Raw genomic sequence first — 15543 nt, 5'->3', positions numbered from 1 at the left:
GTCCTCGTCATGACTATGCGCCTGCCTCTGCCGCCCTCGCCCTATGCCGACACCGCCGTCGCGCCGGTTGCCACGCCGCCGCTCGATGTCGACAAGACCGTCTCCGTTGCTATCGTCGGCGGCGGCTACACCGGGCTGTCCACGGCTTTGCATCTGGCGGAGCAAGGTGTCGAGGCGCTGGTGCTGGAGGCGCAGGAACCCGGCTGGGGCGCATCGGGCAATAATGGCGGTCACACCAATCCCGGCCTGAAGCATGATCCCGATCAGATCGAGGCCGATTTCGGCGCCGAGCTCGGCCGACGCATGATCGAATTCTCCTACGGCACGACCAATTTCACGCACGACCTGATCCGCCGCTACCAGATCCCCTGCGAAGCGCGGCAGAATGGCACGCTGCGCGCGGCCTACAACGAGGCCAGCGCTGCCGCGATCGAGAAGACGGCGGAGCAATGCATCCGCCGCGGCATGCCGGTGCAATATCTGAACCGCGAGCAGTTGCGCGAGATGACCGGCACGGACCGCTACATCGGCGCGATGCTGGACACGCGCGGCGGCGATCTGCATCCTCTCAGCTACGCCCGCGGCCTTGCGCGCGCCGCGATCTCCGCGGGCGTGAAGGTCCATGGCGAAACGCCGGCGCTGTCGCTCCGTCGCGACGGCGCGCGCTGGCGCATCGAGACGCCGCGCGCGGTGGTGCATGCCGACAAGGTCCTGCTCGCCACCAACGGCTTCACCGACGATCTCTGGCCGGCGCTCCGCCGCACCATCGTGCCGGTGTTCTCTTCGATTGCCGCCACGGCGCCGCTCTCCGACGCGGTCGCTCGCTCGATCATGCCGACACGGCCGGTGCTCTACGAGAGCGGCCACATCACGGTCTATTACCGCATCGATCAGCACAACCGCCTCTTGATGGGCGGTCGCGGCCCGATGCGCTGGATCAAGTCGCCCAACGACGTCGCCTATCTCATGCGTTATGCCGAGCGGCTATGGCCGCAGCTCAAGGGCGCCGCCTGGACGCACGGCTGGAACAGCCGGCTCGCCATCACCAAGGATCATTATCCCCATGTGCACGAGCCGGCGGAGAGCGTCCTGATCTCGCTCGGCTGCAACGGCCGCGGCGTCGCGCTCTCGACCGCGATGGGCGCGCAGCTCGCGCGCCGGCTGATCGGCGGCGCCAAGGCCGAGATCGACATGCCCGTCACAGGCATCAAGCCGATTCCGATGCACGCATTTTGGCCCTTGGGGGTTACGACTGCTGTGATCACGGGCCGGGTGCGGGACCGGCTGGGCGTTTGAAGAAGAAGGCGCCGCCCCGTCAGGAGCGACGCCTTGCATGACTTGCGGATAGAGCGTCAGCAGCGGCCCTGTTTCCACAGGCCGGGCGGGCAGCCCCTGCCGCGCCAGCCGACCTTGCGCCCGTGATGCCATCCGGGAGGAGTGGCATGGCGGTGTCCATGGTATCCGCCATGATGGCCGTGGCCATGACCATGTCCGTGGCCGCCCCTGGCGAATGCGGCGTTTGGCATGGTGAAGCCGGCCGCGATGATCAGTGTTGCGGCGAGCGCAAGTTTCTTCATCCGAAATCTCTCCTGTTAGGCACGCATCTGTCCGTTCGACGAACGAACATCGATCGCGGTGTCGCGTGCAAATGCGGAGGAGTCGTGACGCTCAGGATTCGGCGACAGCGTCGGCCCAGGGCTGGAAGATCTCGACCGCGCCGGAATTCGTATCGCCCTCGCGCATCACCACGCTGGGGCAGGCGAACTTCTGCGGCAGGGCCTGCACTTGCGTCTCTTCATAATCGAAGCGTGCGGAAAGCGTTTTGCGTACGTCCGCCGGCAGTCTGATGTCGCCGATCACGACCGCGCCTTCGCTGGCGTCGATCCGCGGCTGGTGGATGGCCGTATCGAGGTCCATGCCGAAATCCATCGCAAAGGACACGAGCTGCATCACCGACGGCAGGATGCGGCGGCCGCCGGAGGCGCCGACCGCGAGACGCCTGCCGTCCTTCGTTTCGGCGATGACGGGCGTGTAGTTGCAGAGGCAGCGCTTCCCGGGTGCGAGCGAGTTGGTGGTGCCCGGCGTCGGGTCGAACCACATGATGCCGTTGTTCATGGCGATGCCGGTGTGCGGCGTCACGTATTTCGAGCCGAAGGACGAGAGCAGCGTCTGCGTCACCGCCGCGATATTGCCGTGGCGGTCGACCACGGAGAAATGCGTGGTGCAGGCGGGCGCCAGATATTCGGCGCCGAGCGAGCGCTTGCCGTCGGCATCGCCCATGTCCTTGAGCCGCTCGCGGAAGGCCGCTTGCAAGGCGAGCGCATATTCGCTGTAGGTGGTCGCGTCGGGTGCGCTTCCCGGCTTCAGACTCTGCTGCAACAGCCGCAGCGCATGCGCCATTGTCGGTCCGGCCGTGAGCTCCGGCGTCGCATACACCTTGCCGTCGCGATAGGGGATCGCCAGCGGCTCGCGCAGATGGGCGCGAAACGCGGCGAGATCCTCCACCGACAGCGAGCCGCCGTCGGCCTTGATGTCGGATGCGATGCTTTTGGCGAGATCGCCCTGGTAGAAATCGCGCGGACCGGCGGCGGCGAGGTGCGACAACGTTGCCTTCAACGTGGCCAGCGGCAGCCGCGTTTCGGACTTGATGCCCCACGGCGCGCTCGGCGGCAGGCCATCCTTTAGGAACGTGGCCGCGCTCGCGGGATAGCGCCTGAGATCGGCTGCCGATGCCGCGATCGTCAGCGTGGTCCACCAATCGACCAGCAGGCCTTCGCCGGCGAGCGCGGCGGCCGGCGCGACCAGATCCTTCCACGGCATCTTGGCGTAGCGGCGATGCGCCTCCTCCATGCCGGCGACGACGCCGGGCACGGCGACCGAGCCGGGGCCGTGAATGTTGCGATCGTCCTTGACTCGCGGCCACGGAAACAGATCGGAGGCCGCGCCTTCGCCGCTGAGCGGGTAGTCGGTGGTGCGCAGGCTCTGCGGCGCGCACATGCCGTAGTCGATCACCTCGGTTCGATTTTCCTTGGCGCGGTAGAGCACCATGGCGCCGCCGCCGCCGATGCCGCTGTTCCAGGGCTCCAGCACGTTCAGTGCGAAGGTGGTCGCGACGATCGCGTCCACGCAGTCGCCGCCCGCCGCCAGCACCTGCGCCCCCACTTCGGCCGCCCGTCGCGATTGCGAGGCGACGATGCCGCCCTCGGATGTGACGGCGGGTTTGCGGACGGCTTGGGCGAGGCTGAACTGATGAGGCATGATGTCGTCTTGATCTCTGGATTCGGCTGTTCTGGCTTCGTTGCGCTGATGCGGAAGCTGCAGCATTGGCGGGGCGCGCGAAGGATGGCACATTGCCGCCAACGAGAAAATCCAAAGGGAGAAGCGGCATGGCAGGTGTGAAACAGGCGCGGGATGGCGCCGTCGGAATTCTGACCCTCGACGAGCCGGCGAGCCTGAACGCGATGACGCCGGACCTGCTCGGCGCGCTGGCTGCCGCCGTCGCCGAGATGACCGGGGATGAGGGCATTCGCGCACTGATCCTCACCGGCGCGGGGCGCGGATTTTGCTCAGGACAGAATTTGAAGGCGTCGGAAGCGCTGGGCGAGGACATCGCCGCCGGCGTGATGCGCTTCTACTGGCCGGCGTTCAAGGCGTTGCGCGAATGCCGCGTGCCTGTCGTGGTCGCCGTCAACGGCGTCGCGGCCGGCGGCGGCTTCAGCCTTGCGATGGCCGGCGACATGATCGTTGCGGCGCGGTCGGCGAGCTTCATCCAGGTGTTCAGCCGCATCGCCTTGGTGCCCGATCTCGGTTCGACCTGGCTGCTGCCGCGGCTGGTCGGCCGGCAGCGCGCGCTCGAGCTGATGCTGCTGAACGAGCCCCTGACAGCCGAACGCGCGCAGGAGATCGGCCTGGTGTGGCAGGTCGTCGACGACGCGAAGCTGATGGACGAGGCGCTGGCCCTGGCGCGCCGTCTGGCGGACGGCCCGACGCGCGCTTTGGTCGCAACGCGTGCGCTTGTCGAGGAGAGCGAGCATGCGGCTTACGAGGCGCAGTTCCGCCGCGAGATCGAGGTTCAGGCCACGATCCGCAAGAGCGCCGACGCCATCGAGGGCCGCACCGCCTTCGTCGAGAAGCGCAAGGCGAAGTTTACGGGGAGGTAGGGGAGCAGCCGCGGACTGCGCTCAGAGCCTGCGGTCCAGCCGGCTGGCCTGATATTTGGCGTGCCATTTCGGGCCAGGCCCGCGCATGTAGTGCAGCTCGGGGCGGTAGGGGTTGCCTGCGATCCGCACCAGCTTCTGCCACTTGGTGGCGACGAAGTTGAGGGGCTGGCAGAGCAAGGTTAATGAAGCGAACAGCACGACATCACCTCAATGCGGCTTGCCGAGCATGGCGGTGAAGGGAAGGTCGAAGATCTCCTCGCCGTCGGAGCCGCTGACATGGATCACCCAGTCGCGCCAGTCCTCGGCACCCGGGGTGTAGATCATCGAGTGCATGATCTGGGCCGCACGGTCACGCGCCTCGGTCAGGCTGGCCACCGCGGTGCCGCTGCGATCGATCAGCGTGCCTTCGGTGTTGGAGCAGTGAAAATAGACCTGGACCATATGCGTCTCCTGTCGGGAGCGACTGGGATGGCAAATCGATACCACCCGAGGCCTTTGCGAAACATTCGGGGCGAGCCCGGTAAGGGAATCTACGGAGATTGGTCGCTGCGAAGGCCCGAGCGGGTTTGATCACAGGGGGGTGATGATCAACTGGACGGCGTTCCCATGGCATGGAACAACTTTGGACCGAAAGTCCGGGGGACCGCCGTGAACCAGCTCACATTCTGGCATGAACGCCGAAGCCTGTTTGCGGCGATCGTCGCCGGAGCGCTGTTCGGTCTTGCCCCGGGAGCCTCCTCCGAGCCGGTGAGGAAAAGCGGCTACGCGATCGGCACGGAAACCTGCGGCAGCGGCGATCTCGCCTTTCCCAGAATCCAGATCGACATGAAGACGGGATTCTGCGCCGGTCTCGTCGCCAGCGAAGAGGATCGCCTGAAATTTCCGCGCTCGATCATCCAGGTGCCGGGCCGTGACCTGTTCGTGGTCGCCGACATGGGAGGCTGGGGCCACACCGATGGACGGCTGCTGCTGCTCGATCCGCATGCGCCCCAGGGGCAGCGGTTCAAGGAGTTGCTGACCGCCATCGAATATCCGTTCGGCCTCGTGGTTGGCCCGGACAAGAAGTTGTACGCCTCGACCGCGGAGACGATCTTCCGGTTCGATCCGCTCGCCGACAATCCCCGCAGCACGGTCGAGACCATCATCCGGCACATGCCCGGCCGCCGGATCACATTGCCTGACGGCACCAGGCTCGACGAGAGTGCGCATCCGCTCAAGCAGTTCGTCTTTGACAGGAACGGGCGGCTGTTCGTCAATGTCGGCTCGCACAGCGACGACTGCATCACGCCGGCGCCGATCACAAGGCCATGCGCGGCGGCCGAGGGCGCGTCCGCGATGGCCTCGATCTGGCTGTTCACACCGCCCGCAGGCGGGACCTTCCCGGCGCTGAAGCCGGCCGATCCCGATCCGCCGCACACCGTCTATGCGCGCGGGCTGCGCAACTCGATGGCGCTGGCGCTGCATCCGAATTTTCCCGATGCCGGCTACGCCTTTCTGCAAGGCGAGAACGGCCGCGACCTGCCCGACATCTTCAAGCCGAACGAGGAGATCAACGCGATCGAGCAGGGCAGGCATTATGGCTGGCCCTATTGCTACGACCTGTCGACGCCGAGCCCCGAATTCAAGCTCGTGCTGCAATCCGGGGTCTACAAGGCGCTCTGCACGGCCAATGCGCTCTACAAGGCACCGTTCTCGCTGATGCCGCCGCACGGCGCGCCGCTCGCGATGCTCTATTATCACGGCGCGAAATTCCCGGAACTGGAAGGCAAGCTGCTGGTCGGCCTGCACGGCTATCGTCCGACCGGCAGCCGCGTCCTCGTCTATGACGTCGACGACCATGGCTTCCCGAAGCCCGCCCCGGCGCCGGTGCGCTACCACGTCAGTTGCGCGGCCGATCCGACCCACAGCTTTCAGACCGACGCCGGCGACGTCGCCGCCGCGCCATTCGACGAGCTGATCGCAGGCTGGCACCGCGTCAACGGCGCGCGGCCGCAAGGAGCGCCCGTCGGCATGACGGTCGCAGAGGACGGCGCAATCTGGCTGGTCGAGGACAAGAACCAGACGGTAATCCGCATCGATCGCGCTGCTGGCGATCCGCTGCCGTTGCCTTGCGACATGCGCAGCCAGGCGCTGATCGATCAGCTTGCCGCCTTCGTCGCAAAAGACGCGCAGAACAGCATCCGGCTCACCACGCTGCGCAAGGGCCTCGTCGAGAAGCATTGCGTCGGCTGTCATTCGGATTTCGGCCTGAAGGCAGGACAATCGGAAGCGGAAAAGGACGCGACGGTGCTACGCTTCATGCTGTCGCAGGACGGCTGGATCTATCCGGGCGATCCAGACTTCGGGAAGCTGCGCACGCGGCTGCGCGGTATCGGCGCCGAGAAGCTGATGCCGCCGGGCGGCGAAAGCCTGCCCAGGACCGAACCTGGCTACACGCGCCTGCTCGATACCGCGGACCTGCTGGTTGCGAAAATGGTTCCGGGCACGCGGATGCGGATCAAGTCCGGCCCGCCGCAGCGCAAGTTCTTTGGCAAGACCAACAAGGAATGCGGCGAAATACCGGCCGGCAAGGTCGTTGTCGTGACACAAAGGAGCGCTGTAGACAAACCCGGCTTCAGCCGATTCTTCCGGCCTGCCGATCCCTATCTGAATGGCGAGTGCAGCGACGACGATGGCTATTACATCCGGCAGGAATTTCTGGTGCCTGTGCAGTAGCGTCCTTCTCGTCATCGCGGCATCGCCGGCCCATGCGGAAACAAAGCTGTTCGAAAGCGTGCAGGTGACGCCGCCGGGCGAATACACCTTCGGCATCGAAGGGCCGGCGGCCGATCTCGACGGCAATCTCTTCGTGGTCAACTTTGGCAAGCCCGGCACCATCGGCAAGCTGCCGGTGGGCGGCGCGACTTCGGAGCAGTTTACGGCACTGCCCGCGGGCAGCGTCGGCAACGCCATCCGCTTTGCGCGTGACGGCACCATGTTCATTGCCGACTACAAGAAGCACAACATCTTCGCGATCCCGAAGGGCGCGAGCGAGCCCGTCGTCTGGTTTCATTCCGACGAGATGAACCAGCCCAACGACATCACCATCGCGCGCGACGGCACGATCTATGCGAGCGATCCGAACTGGAAGGGCAGGGAAGGCCACATCTGGCGCATCGCCAAGTCTGCGAACGGCACGGTGCAGGGGCAGGTGATGTCGGCGCCGCGCGCGATGGGCACCACCAACGGCATCGACCTCAGCCCTGACGGCAAGACGCTCTATGTCGGGGAATCCAGCAGCGGCGAAATCTGGTCCTACACCGTCAGCGGCAACGAGCTCACCAGCGCAAAACTCGTCAAAGCCTTTCAGCCCGACACCGTCGACGGCCTGCGCACCGACGTCGCCGGCCGTCTCTATGTCGCGCGCATCCTCAAGGGCACCATCGCGCTGATGAAGCCCAATGGTGCGGTCGAGCGCGAGATTGCGCTGAAGGGCAAGGAGCCGACCAATCTCGCCTTCGGCGGCAGCGACGGCAAGACCGTCTTCGTCACCCAGCGTCAGGGCGGCTTCGTCGAGTCCTTCCGCACCGACCAGCAGGGCCGCGAGCACTGCCTCCAGCGCGGGCGCTGCTAGAGCATCACGGGCGGTCTGCCTCCGGCGCAGAGCAGCACCAAAGCGGCGGCATTCTTCTTGCTTGCATCTGGCCGCCGCAGGCATTTAGACATCTGTGGGCACCGTCAACGCGACCACGGAGTGTTTGAGTGAAAGCCGTCCATACCGAACTGCATCGCAGCCACGATCCGCAATTCTTCCTGGTTCGCGGTGTCGTCAAGCGCACCACAGAGCAGCCCGAGCGCGCCGATCGCCTGCTCAAGGGGTTGAAGGACGGCAAGCATCAACTGGTCGAACCGACGACATTCGGACAGGGGCCGCGTGCGCGGATTCACAGCCCGGAATATCTGTCGTTCCTCAGCGAAGCCTGGGACGCTTGGACCGCGCTCGGCGATTCCGGCCCGGAGATGATCGGCAACATCCATCCCGTGCGCCATGCCGCGACCTATCCGACCCACATCGTCGGCAAGCTTGGCTGGCACACCGCCGATACCGCGGCGCCGATCGGTCCCGGCACCTGGGCCGCGGCCTGCGCTGCCACCGATGTTGCGGTCACGGCAGCGCAGATGGTGATGGACGGCGAGGATGCGACCTATGCACTCTGCCGTCCGCCCGGCCATCACGCCTACCGCGACATGGCCGGCGGCTTCTGTTTCCTCAATAACAGCGCGATCGCAGCCGCGCATCTGCGATTGAAGCACGAGCGCGTCGTGATCCTCGACGTCGACGTCCATCACGGCAACGGCACGCAAGGAATCTTCTACGCACGCCCTGACGTCTACACGGTGTCGATCCACGCCGACCCCATCGCGTACTATCCTTATGTGTGGGGCTACGCGCATGAGCGCGGCGAAGGACCCGGCCTCGGCGCCAATCTCAACATCCCCCTGGCCATCGGCACCGGTGACGACGGCTACATCCAGGCGATGGATGTCGCGCGCAAGGCGATCGAATCCTTTGCACCCGGCGCCCTCGTCATCGCGCTCGGCCTCGATGCCTCCGAGCACGATCCACTGAAGGGCCTCGCCGTCACCACGCCGGGCTTCCGCCGCATCGGCCAGGCGATCGCGAAGATGGGCCTTCCGACCGTGTTTGTGCAGGAGGGCGGCTATCTCTCGGATATTCTGGGCGCGAACCTGACCTCGGTGCTGGCGGGGTTTGAAGAGGCGCGGTGAGCTTCACCTCTCCCCGCGTGCGGCCGGCGATCGTCTGTGAACGTTTACGAGAGGTCGTCATGCCCGGGCTTGTCCCGGGCATCCACGTTCTTCGTGCCGTGTGATAAGGCGTGGATGGCCGGGACAAGCCCGGCCATGACGTTGTGGAAGTTTCAGCGCTCTTGCGGACAGATGCATCTCAATCCTTGAACAGGATCTGCTCCAGCAGGTCGATCCGCCTGATCTGGATGGTGCTGCCGTCGATGGCGATGATGCGGCGGTTCTGGAAACGCTTCAGCATCATCGTCACCCATTGCCGGGTCGAGCCGACCATGGCGGCGATCTGGTCATGGGTGATCTTGCGGTTGATGACGATGGTGTCGCCGTCGGCCGTGCCGTGCAACTCCGACAGCGTGAGCAGGAACTGCGCCAGCCGCTCGATCACCGAGCGCGTGCCGAGGATCTGTGCCATCGAGGAGTAGCATTTGCCCTTGGCGATGAGACCGTCGATCAGCGCCAGCGCGAAGCTCGGCATGCCGGTCAAGAGCTTCTCGAGCGCCGGGCCGGAGAGTGCCGCGATCTCGCAGGCCTCGATGGCGATGCCCGACCACATGTGAATGCCACCGCCGGATATCTCGGGGCCTCCGATGAAATGTCCCGGCGTCCAATAGGCAAGCGTGATCTCGCGGCCCGACGGCGCGGTGTAATAGACCCGCACCTGTCCGCGGCGGATGATGAAGATGCCGTCGTGGCCATCGCCCTGGCTGAATACCATTTCGCCCTGCGGCACCGTGATGATGCGGCCGGCCGCGTGCACGCGCGCCTGCTCCGACGCGGACAAACGGTCGAGGAAATGCGCGCCGGCATTCAGCCCGTCGATCGTCTCGCTCATGAACAGCGCCGAGCTTGCTGTCTTCACGCGTGTGCTGCGGACGCGCCGCGTCTTCTTGTGGTCGGTCCAGTCGAACGGAACGCCTGCATGAGGCCGGTCGGCGAAAGCGGCAGGCTCGGTCGCGGCAGCTTCCTTGAGTATGGTCATCGCAATCCGTCAGCTCTCCAGGGGCTTGCGAATAGGTAAGTGCGGCGGTGGTGCGATGTCCATCTCTTTGCGATCGTTCCAAATCACTTAGCAAGCTTGATGTGTGCGGCGACCGGCAGCGAAACGATTCCTCTGTCCATGGCTCCGTCCTGAGAAAATCCTTTGCGTCGTTGCGCGACGGAATCATGACGCGAACGTCCTGCGACAGCGACGCAAGTAATTGCTTCAAGCGTTGCGCCGCGCCTTCGATAGTGCCGGCCAGCGTTGTCGCCGGCACGCGCCCGGCCTCCCGAGGACAGTTCGATGATCGAATTCAGCTCTTTGAGATTCAGTGTGGCCATTGTGGCCATCACCGTTGCGATGGTCGCGCCGGCCCACGCGGAGACGATCCGTGTGGCTGTCGGGACGCAGGACACGACGATCAATTGCGCGACCGGCGGACTGCTCATTCGCGAGCTCAAGCTGCTCGAGAAATTCCTGCCCCATGACGGCAAGTACAAGGATGTCACCTACGACATCCAGTGGAAGAATTTTACGAGCGGCGCGCCGCTCACCAACGAGATGGTCGCAGGCAAGCTCGATTTCGGCGCGATGGCTGACTTTCCGGGCTCGCTCAACGGCGTGGCGTTCCAGAAGGCGGGACGCCGCAGCCTCTTCATCAGCGTGCTGTCCGGCAGCACCAAGGGCAGCGGCAACGGCATCGTGGTGCCGTCGAATTCGCCGGTGCAGTCGCTCGACGAGCTCAAGGGCAAGACCATCTCCGTTCCCTTTGCCTCGACGTCGCACGGCATGCTGCTCCGCGCCATCGAGTCCAAGGGCTGGAATCCCGAGACCGACGTCAACATCATCACGCAGGCACCGGAGGTTGCGGGGCCGGCCTTGCAGGCCGGCAAGATCGAGGCGCATGCCGACTTCGTTCCGTTCGCCGAGCTGTTCCCGTGGCGCGGCTTTGCGCGCAAGATTTTTGACGGCGCGCAGGCGAACGCGCCGACATTCCACGGCGGGCTGGTCGATGCCGATTATGCCGAGAAATATCCCGAGATCGTCGTCGCCTATCTGCGCGCAGCGCTGGAAGCGGACCGCCTGATCGCGGAAGAGCCGGAGAAGTACAGCGAGCTGATCGCGAAGGTGACCGGCATCGAGGCGGAGGTCGACTACCTCTTTCACGGGCCGCTCGGTCTCCAGACCCGCGATGTGACCTGGAAGCCGGAGTACCGCCAGGCGGTCGCAACCTCGATCAAGACGCTGAAGCTGCTCAAGCGCGCGGACAGCGATCTCGATATCAACCAGTTCGTCACCGACAAGTTCATCCGCGTTGCGACCGCGCAGGCGGGGCGGGACTATGACGCCGAGTTGAAGAACTACGCGCAGCTTCCGCTGAAAGCCAAGGATGCGGCGACGGGTGACCAGATCAGCGACTTCAGCCGCGTCGCGCAGATCTGGGTCAAGGACGAGGCTCATGTACGTCACTATGCCTCGCCCGAGAACGCGCTGAAGGCGCTCGCCGGCCTCGAGAAGGATGGCAAGACCATCCGCGTCGTCTACGCTCAGGATCGCGAGAGCGGCATCAAGCTGTTCGCAAACCAGGCCTGGTTCGTGCGATCGTCCAGGGGCGAGCTGAGCGCGTTCCTGCTCAAGCAGGCGGCCGAGGGCTGGTCGAAGACAAACGGGGGCGTGGTGCTCGACTTCGCGGCCGCGCGCGAGTCCCTCGTCGCGAGCCGGTGAGGCGATGGCCACCGCTATCCCGGCGCGACCTGCGGGCATCCGCTGGATGGTCCGCGGCCTTTCGATCCTGGCCTGCATCGCCCTTTGGCAGGTCGCCTCAGTGACGCATCTCAATCTGGGGATCGTCACCTTCCGCAACGTGCCGCCGCCGGTCGAGGTCGTTCAATCCGCGCTCGCCCTGTTTCGTTCGCCGAAATTGACGGCACATATCACCAGTAGCCTCTGGCGCGTGTTCGCGGGCTACGGGGCGGCGGTCGTGATCGGCGTGATCCTTGGTTTTGCCATCGGCCGGTCACGCGCCGCGAGCGACCTTTTGCTGCCGCCGCTGGAATTGCTGCGGCCGATACCGGCGGTGGCGTGGATACCGCTGTCGATCCTGATCTTTCCGTCGTCCGAACTCTCGATGATCTACATCACCTTCATCGGTGCCTTGTTTCCGATCGTGCTGAACACCGTCCACGGTGTCGCGAATGTCGACCGCCGGCTGGTTGCCTCCGCCCGCAGCCTCGGCGCGGGGGAGTTGGCGATCCTGAGGGAAGTCGTGCTGCCGGATGCCGCGCCCAGCATCGTCACGGGGCTTGCGATCGGCATGGGCACCTCGTGGTTCTGCCTCGTCACCGCGGAGATGATCTCGGGCCAGTTCGGCATCGGCTATTACACCTGGGAAGCCTACACGCTGCAGAACTACGCCGACATCATCGTCGGCATGCTGATCATCGGCCTGCTCGGCATGGGTTCGAGCTGGCTGCTGACGACGGCCGGGCGGCTTCTGATGCCCTGGCGTAGCCCGAAGGTGGCGCGATGAACATCCGGGTCGCGGATATCGGCACGAAGAGCGTCGGTCGGATCGACTTCGCCGATGTCTCGATTTCACTCGGAGCGGGCAGCGATGCATTCGAAGCGGTCAGCGGTCTCGATGTCGCGATTGCGCCGGGCGAGCTCGTCTGCATCCTCGGTCCCTCCGGCTGCGGCAAGTCCACGCTGCTCGGCGCGCTGGCCGGGCATTTGCCGATCACGGCTGGCCGTCTCACGGTCGACGGCCAGCAGGTCCAGAGCCCGAGCCCGGACCGGGGCATGGTGTTTCAGCAGCACACGCTGTTTCCCTGGAAGCGGGTGCGTGACAATGTCGCCTTCGGCCCGAAGATGCGGGGTCTCGGGAGGAGGGAGCGCGACCGTGCCGCCGACGCGATCCTGAAGCTGGTCGGCCTTTCCGGCTTCGAGGCGTTCTATCCCGCGCAATTGTCGGGCGGTATGCAGCAGCGCGTGGAAATTGCGAGGGTCTTGATCAACCAGCCGCGGGTGCTGCTGATGGACGAGCCCTTCAGCGCGCTCGACGCGCAGACGCGCAGCATGATGCAGGAGGTCCTGCTCGACATCTGGAGCAAGATCCCGACCACCACGGTCTTCGTCACCCACGACATCGACGAGGCATTGTTCCTCGCCGATCGCATCGTCGTGATGAGCGCAAGACCCGGCCGGGTGATCGAGGACATCGTGCTGCCGTTTGCGCGGCCGCGGAGCCACGATCTCGTCACCGAACCCGAATTCGTGCGCCTGAAGCGGCATGTCATGCAGCTCTTGCGGCGGCCGGAGGGCAGCGAGCCATTGGCGCGGCTCAGTCCGCTCGGCGCGACCTCCTAGAACATCCCGCTCGCCGCGAGCGCCTTGCGGACGTGCTGCATCTCGGCCTCGTCGGCGACCATGTCGAGCATGATCGTGGTCAGGCCCTTCGCTGCAAAATCCTTCAGCTTTGCGCCGATCTCGGTGTAGCTGCCGACGAGATAGGGGCAGTCGGCCCGGAAGGTGAGGTACGGCAGCAGCCAGTAACCATTGTCAGCGAGCTCGCCGCTCTGGCCTTCATAGAGCCGCCGCTTCCACACGGAATCGCTGTTCTCCACTGTGAGCGCGAGCAGCTCGCGATCATCGGGATTGTCGCGGAAGCGTGCCTTCGCGGCTTGCCGTGCCTCGTCGCGTCCCTCGCGGGCGAAGATGCCAAAGTTCATTCCGGGCGCATCGAGGCCGCGATCGAGATCGGGCGGCAGCATCTGCATCTTGATGCAGCCGGTCTCCTTCGCCACGCGCTGCGCCGCCTCCGACTGGCCCGCGACCAGGAATTCCGGCATCAGCTCCACCGGCAGGCGCGGGCGAAGTTGCAGATTGCTCGCGCGGTAGAACCGGCCCTCGAAATTCACCGGGCGGGGGCTCTCCAGCAATTGGCGCATCAGCGCGACGAATTCGCCGAGCCGGACGTAGCGGTCCGCATGCGACTGCTCGTCGCCCAGCCCTTGCAGGTCGCTGACCGCGGTCCCCGTGATCATGTTGAGATAGACCTTGCGGCCGTGGAGCTGCGCAAAGGACGAGACGAATTTTGCCGCGGTGAACGGGTGCATGTAGACCGGATTGACCGCGATCAGCGGCGAGCTTCGCGTGGTCTCACCCATGATGTGCTGGGCCATCGCCCAGGGCTCGACGAACACGTCGTTGCCTTCGAACAGCAGGATGCCTTCGAAGCCGTTGCGGTCGGCGAACTGTGCCACCCGCATCAGCTCGCCGACATATTTCTTGGGATCGCGGTTGCGCGAGATCGCGGGAAAGACGCGCAGCCGCGGGGGCGTCATTCAGCCGCTTCCTGGAACGGCCAGGAATTGCGGGTGATGGGAAGGCCGCCGTGCGCGCGGGAGCCGTCGGCGATCGCGAGGCGATGCGAGGGCGACGGCGAGCACAGCGAGAAGCGCCATGCATGCGGATCGTCGGCGATATCGGGCTTGAAGCTGATCTCGATGGCCTCGCGGGACACCTGCATCGCGAAAGCGTCGAGCGGCAGATTGAGCCCAAAGCCCCTCGCCTTGAGATAGGCCTCCTTGAGCGTCCAATAGTCGAAAAAGCGCTCGATCGCGGCGGGCTCCGGCAGTCCGCGCAACGTTTCGACCTCCTCCGGCGCAAAGAAGCGAAGCGCGGTGGACAGTGGCGCGACACGCCGCGACACGGTTTCGACGTCGACGCCGACGGTCTCATGCCCGGACACGACGCAGGCAACGCAGCCATCGGCATGGGACAGGCTGAAATGCAGCGCGGTCGAGGTCGCGGGCGCCGCGACAAACGGCCGCCCGTAGCGACCGGCCCCGAAGGACCAATCGGTGGGTGCGACGTTCGGCGCGGCCTGCGACAGCGCCAGGCGCAGCATCGCGTGCGCGAAGATATATTGCCGCCGATGCCGCTCGAACATGAAGCGATCGGCGCGGATCCGTTCGTCGACCGAGAGCAGGCGTCGGCACGCATCGACTGCGCCCGGAGCGTCAATGGTCTCGATCAGTCCGACAAACAGTTCAATTCTGTCGTCTGCCATCAATAAGGCCCATGGCGTCAGGCGGAGGCCAAGTCTCCGGCCCTGACGGAAGAATCAACTGAGCAAGAAGCAACTGAGCGGACCGCTTCTAACGGTCCACCCGGGCAATTTCTTGTCGATTTGCAGGCCGGTTTACAGGCGCAAGCTTGTGCGAGACCCCAACTCGACAAGCGAGCGGCCCATATCCGGAAAGTGAAGCCTGAGGATTCGTGCGGCGTCCCGGCCGACGATCCTTACTTCTTCTTCTTCTTCTTGGCTTTCTTCGCTCCGCCCAGCATCGAAAGGCTGGCGTCGACATCTTTGAGCGCGGACTGGAGCTTCTTCTTCTCGGCGCCCAGCAGCTTTTGCAGGGCCTTGCGGTCCTTGTCGCTCAACGAGGTACCCTTGGTAAATTTGATGAAACCCATAACATACTCCCCCGGTTGAAAATAATCGTCCAAATCAAATCGAGGGAATAATCTTGCGCGCTGGCGCCAAATAATCAAGATGCAACTTGGTCATGCACAGCTTTGGCGAGTGAACCTGTG

Annotated in this window: 17 protein-coding genes; 8 read left to right on the top strand and 9 right to left on the bottom strand. The window is 65.0% G+C overall.

Annotated elements, in window-relative coordinates; all coding sequences use genetic code 11:
- The first annotated feature begins 9 nt into the window (after positions 1-9).
- Entirely contained in the window at positions 10-1296 is a 1287-nt protein-coding gene (locus tag IVB46_RS07640; RefSeq protein WP_247311655.1) for an FAD-binding oxidoreductase, read from the top strand.
- Positions 1297-1352: 56 nt separating this feature from the next.
- On the opposite strand, the gene IVB46_RS07635 is transcribed toward IVB46_RS07640, so the two are convergent.
- Together IVB46_RS07635 and IVB46_RS07630 are read right to left on the bottom strand one after the other, a co-directional pair.
- Positions 1353-1577, bottom strand: a complete 225-nt coding sequence (locus tag IVB46_RS07635; RefSeq protein ID WP_049826409.1) for a hypothetical protein — start codon at positions 1575-1577, stop codon at positions 1353-1355.
- Positions 1578-1668: 91 nt separating this feature from the next.
- Positions 1669-3258 carry a gamma-glutamyltransferase gene (locus tag IVB46_RS07630; RefSeq protein WP_247311658.1) on the bottom strand — a complete coding sequence of 530 codons (1590 nt, stop codon included), beginning with the start codon at positions 3256-3258 and terminating at the stop codon, positions 1669-1671.
- A 128-nt stretch (positions 3259-3386) separates the two neighbouring features.
- Between IVB46_RS07630 and IVB46_RS07625 the strand changes: the two genes are divergently transcribed.
- On the top strand, positions 3387-4160 hold the full coding sequence (locus IVB46_RS07625) for an enoyl-CoA hydratase-related protein (protein WP_247311662.1): 774 nt from the start codon (positions 3387-3389) through the stop codon (positions 4158-4160).
- 21 nt (positions 4161-4181) lie between these two features.
- Here IVB46_RS07625 and IVB46_RS07620 read toward each other — a convergent pair whose 3' ends face one another.
- Positions 4182-4358, bottom strand: a complete 177-nt coding sequence (locus IVB46_RS07620) for a hypothetical protein (protein WP_014497659.1) — start codon at positions 4356-4358, stop codon at positions 4182-4184.
- A gap of 9 nt (positions 4359-4367) precedes the next feature.
- A complete protein-coding gene (locus IVB46_RS07615; RefSeq protein WP_014497658.1) occupies positions 4368-4601 on the bottom strand; it encodes a hypothetical protein in 234 nt (77 codons plus the stop codon).
- A gap of 207 nt (positions 4602-4808) precedes the next feature.
- On the opposite strand from IVB46_RS07615, the gene IVB46_RS07610 reads away from it, so the two are divergent.
- From IVB46_RS07610 to IVB46_RS07600, 3 genes are all read left to right on the top strand, one after another.
- Positions 4809-6875 carry a PQQ-dependent sugar dehydrogenase gene (locus IVB46_RS07610; protein ID WP_247311665.1) on the top strand — a complete coding sequence of 689 codons (2067 nt, stop codon included), beginning with the start codon at positions 4809-4811 and terminating at the stop codon, positions 6873-6875.
- The gene (locus tag IVB46_RS07605; protein WP_247342399.1) at positions 6832-7773 is read left to right on the top strand and encodes an SMP-30/gluconolactonase/LRE family protein; all 942 of its coding nucleotides are present in this window, start codon (positions 6832-6834) and stop codon (positions 7771-7773) included. The genes IVB46_RS07610 and IVB46_RS07605 overlap by 44 nt, the downstream gene beginning before the upstream one ends.
- 128 nt (positions 7774-7901) lie before the next feature.
- Positions 7902-8927 carry a histone deacetylase family protein gene (locus tag IVB46_RS07600; RefSeq protein WP_247311671.1) on the top strand — a complete coding sequence of 342 codons (1026 nt, stop codon included), beginning with the start codon at positions 7902-7904 and terminating at the stop codon, positions 8925-8927.
- 178 nt (positions 8928-9105) lie between these two features.
- On the opposite strand, the gene IVB46_RS07595 is transcribed toward IVB46_RS07600, so the two are convergent.
- Positions 9106-9945: a Crp/Fnr family transcriptional regulator gene (locus tag IVB46_RS07595; protein ID WP_247342396.1), complete on the bottom strand. Its 840-nt coding sequence runs from the start codon at positions 9943-9945 to the stop codon at positions 9106-9108.
- Positions 9946-10028: 83 nt separating this feature from the next.
- A complete protein-coding gene (locus IVB46_RS07590) occupies positions 10029-10286 on the bottom strand; it encodes a hypothetical protein (protein WP_247311677.1) in 258 nt (85 codons plus the stop codon).
- A 19-nt stretch (positions 10287-10305) separates the two neighbouring features.
- Between IVB46_RS07590 and IVB46_RS07585 the strand changes: the two genes are divergently transcribed.
- The 3 genes from IVB46_RS07585 to IVB46_RS07575 are packed head-to-tail and all read left to right on the top strand — an operon-like array spanning position 10306 to position 13311.
- Positions 10306-11670 carry an ABC transporter substrate-binding protein gene (locus tag IVB46_RS07585; RefSeq protein ID WP_247311844.1) on the top strand — a complete coding sequence of 455 codons (1365 nt, stop codon included), beginning with the start codon at positions 10306-10308 and terminating at the stop codon, positions 11668-11670.
- 4 nt (positions 11671-11674) lie between these two features.
- Positions 11675-12475 carry an ABC transporter permease gene (locus IVB46_RS07580; RefSeq protein ID WP_247311680.1) on the top strand — a complete coding sequence of 267 codons (801 nt, stop codon included), beginning with the start codon at positions 11675-11677 and terminating at the stop codon, positions 12473-12475.
- On the top strand, positions 12472-13311 hold the full coding sequence (locus IVB46_RS07575) for an ABC transporter ATP-binding protein (protein ID WP_247311683.1): 840 nt from the start codon (positions 12472-12474) through the stop codon (positions 13309-13311). Before IVB46_RS07580 ends, IVB46_RS07575 begins: the two co-directional genes overlap by 4 nt.
- Here the strand turns inward: IVB46_RS07575 and IVB46_RS07570 are convergent.
- From IVB46_RS07570 to IVB46_RS07560, 3 genes are all read right to left on the bottom strand, one after another.
- Positions 13308-14288 carry an LLM class flavin-dependent oxidoreductase gene (locus tag IVB46_RS07570; protein WP_247311686.1) on the bottom strand — a complete coding sequence of 327 codons (981 nt, stop codon included), beginning with the start codon at positions 14286-14288 and terminating at the stop codon, positions 13308-13310. The two genes, IVB46_RS07575 and IVB46_RS07570, sit on opposite strands and share 4 nt — an antisense overlap.
- The gene (locus IVB46_RS07565; RefSeq protein ID WP_014497649.1) at positions 14285-15016 is read right to left on the bottom strand and encodes a 4'-phosphopantetheinyl transferase superfamily protein; all 732 of its coding nucleotides are present in this window, start codon (positions 15014-15016) and stop codon (positions 14285-14287) included. The genes IVB46_RS07570 and IVB46_RS07565 overlap by 4 nt, the downstream gene beginning before the upstream one ends.
- Positions 15017-15249: 233 nt before the next feature.
- On the bottom strand, positions 15250-15423 hold the full coding sequence (locus tag IVB46_RS07560; protein ID WP_193375704.1) for a hypothetical protein: 174 nt from the start codon (positions 15421-15423) through the stop codon (positions 15250-15252).
- Positions 15424-15543: the final 120 nt, after the last annotated feature.

It is taken from the genome of Bradyrhizobium sp. 61 (assembly GCF_023073075.1).
GTDB classification, from domain to species: Bacteria; Pseudomonadota; Alphaproteobacteria; order Rhizobiales; family Xanthobacteraceae; genus Bradyrhizobium; species Bradyrhizobium barranii.
The sequence above is the reverse complement of the archived record's forward strand: the minus strand, read 5'-3'. Positions and strand labels throughout refer to the sequence as shown.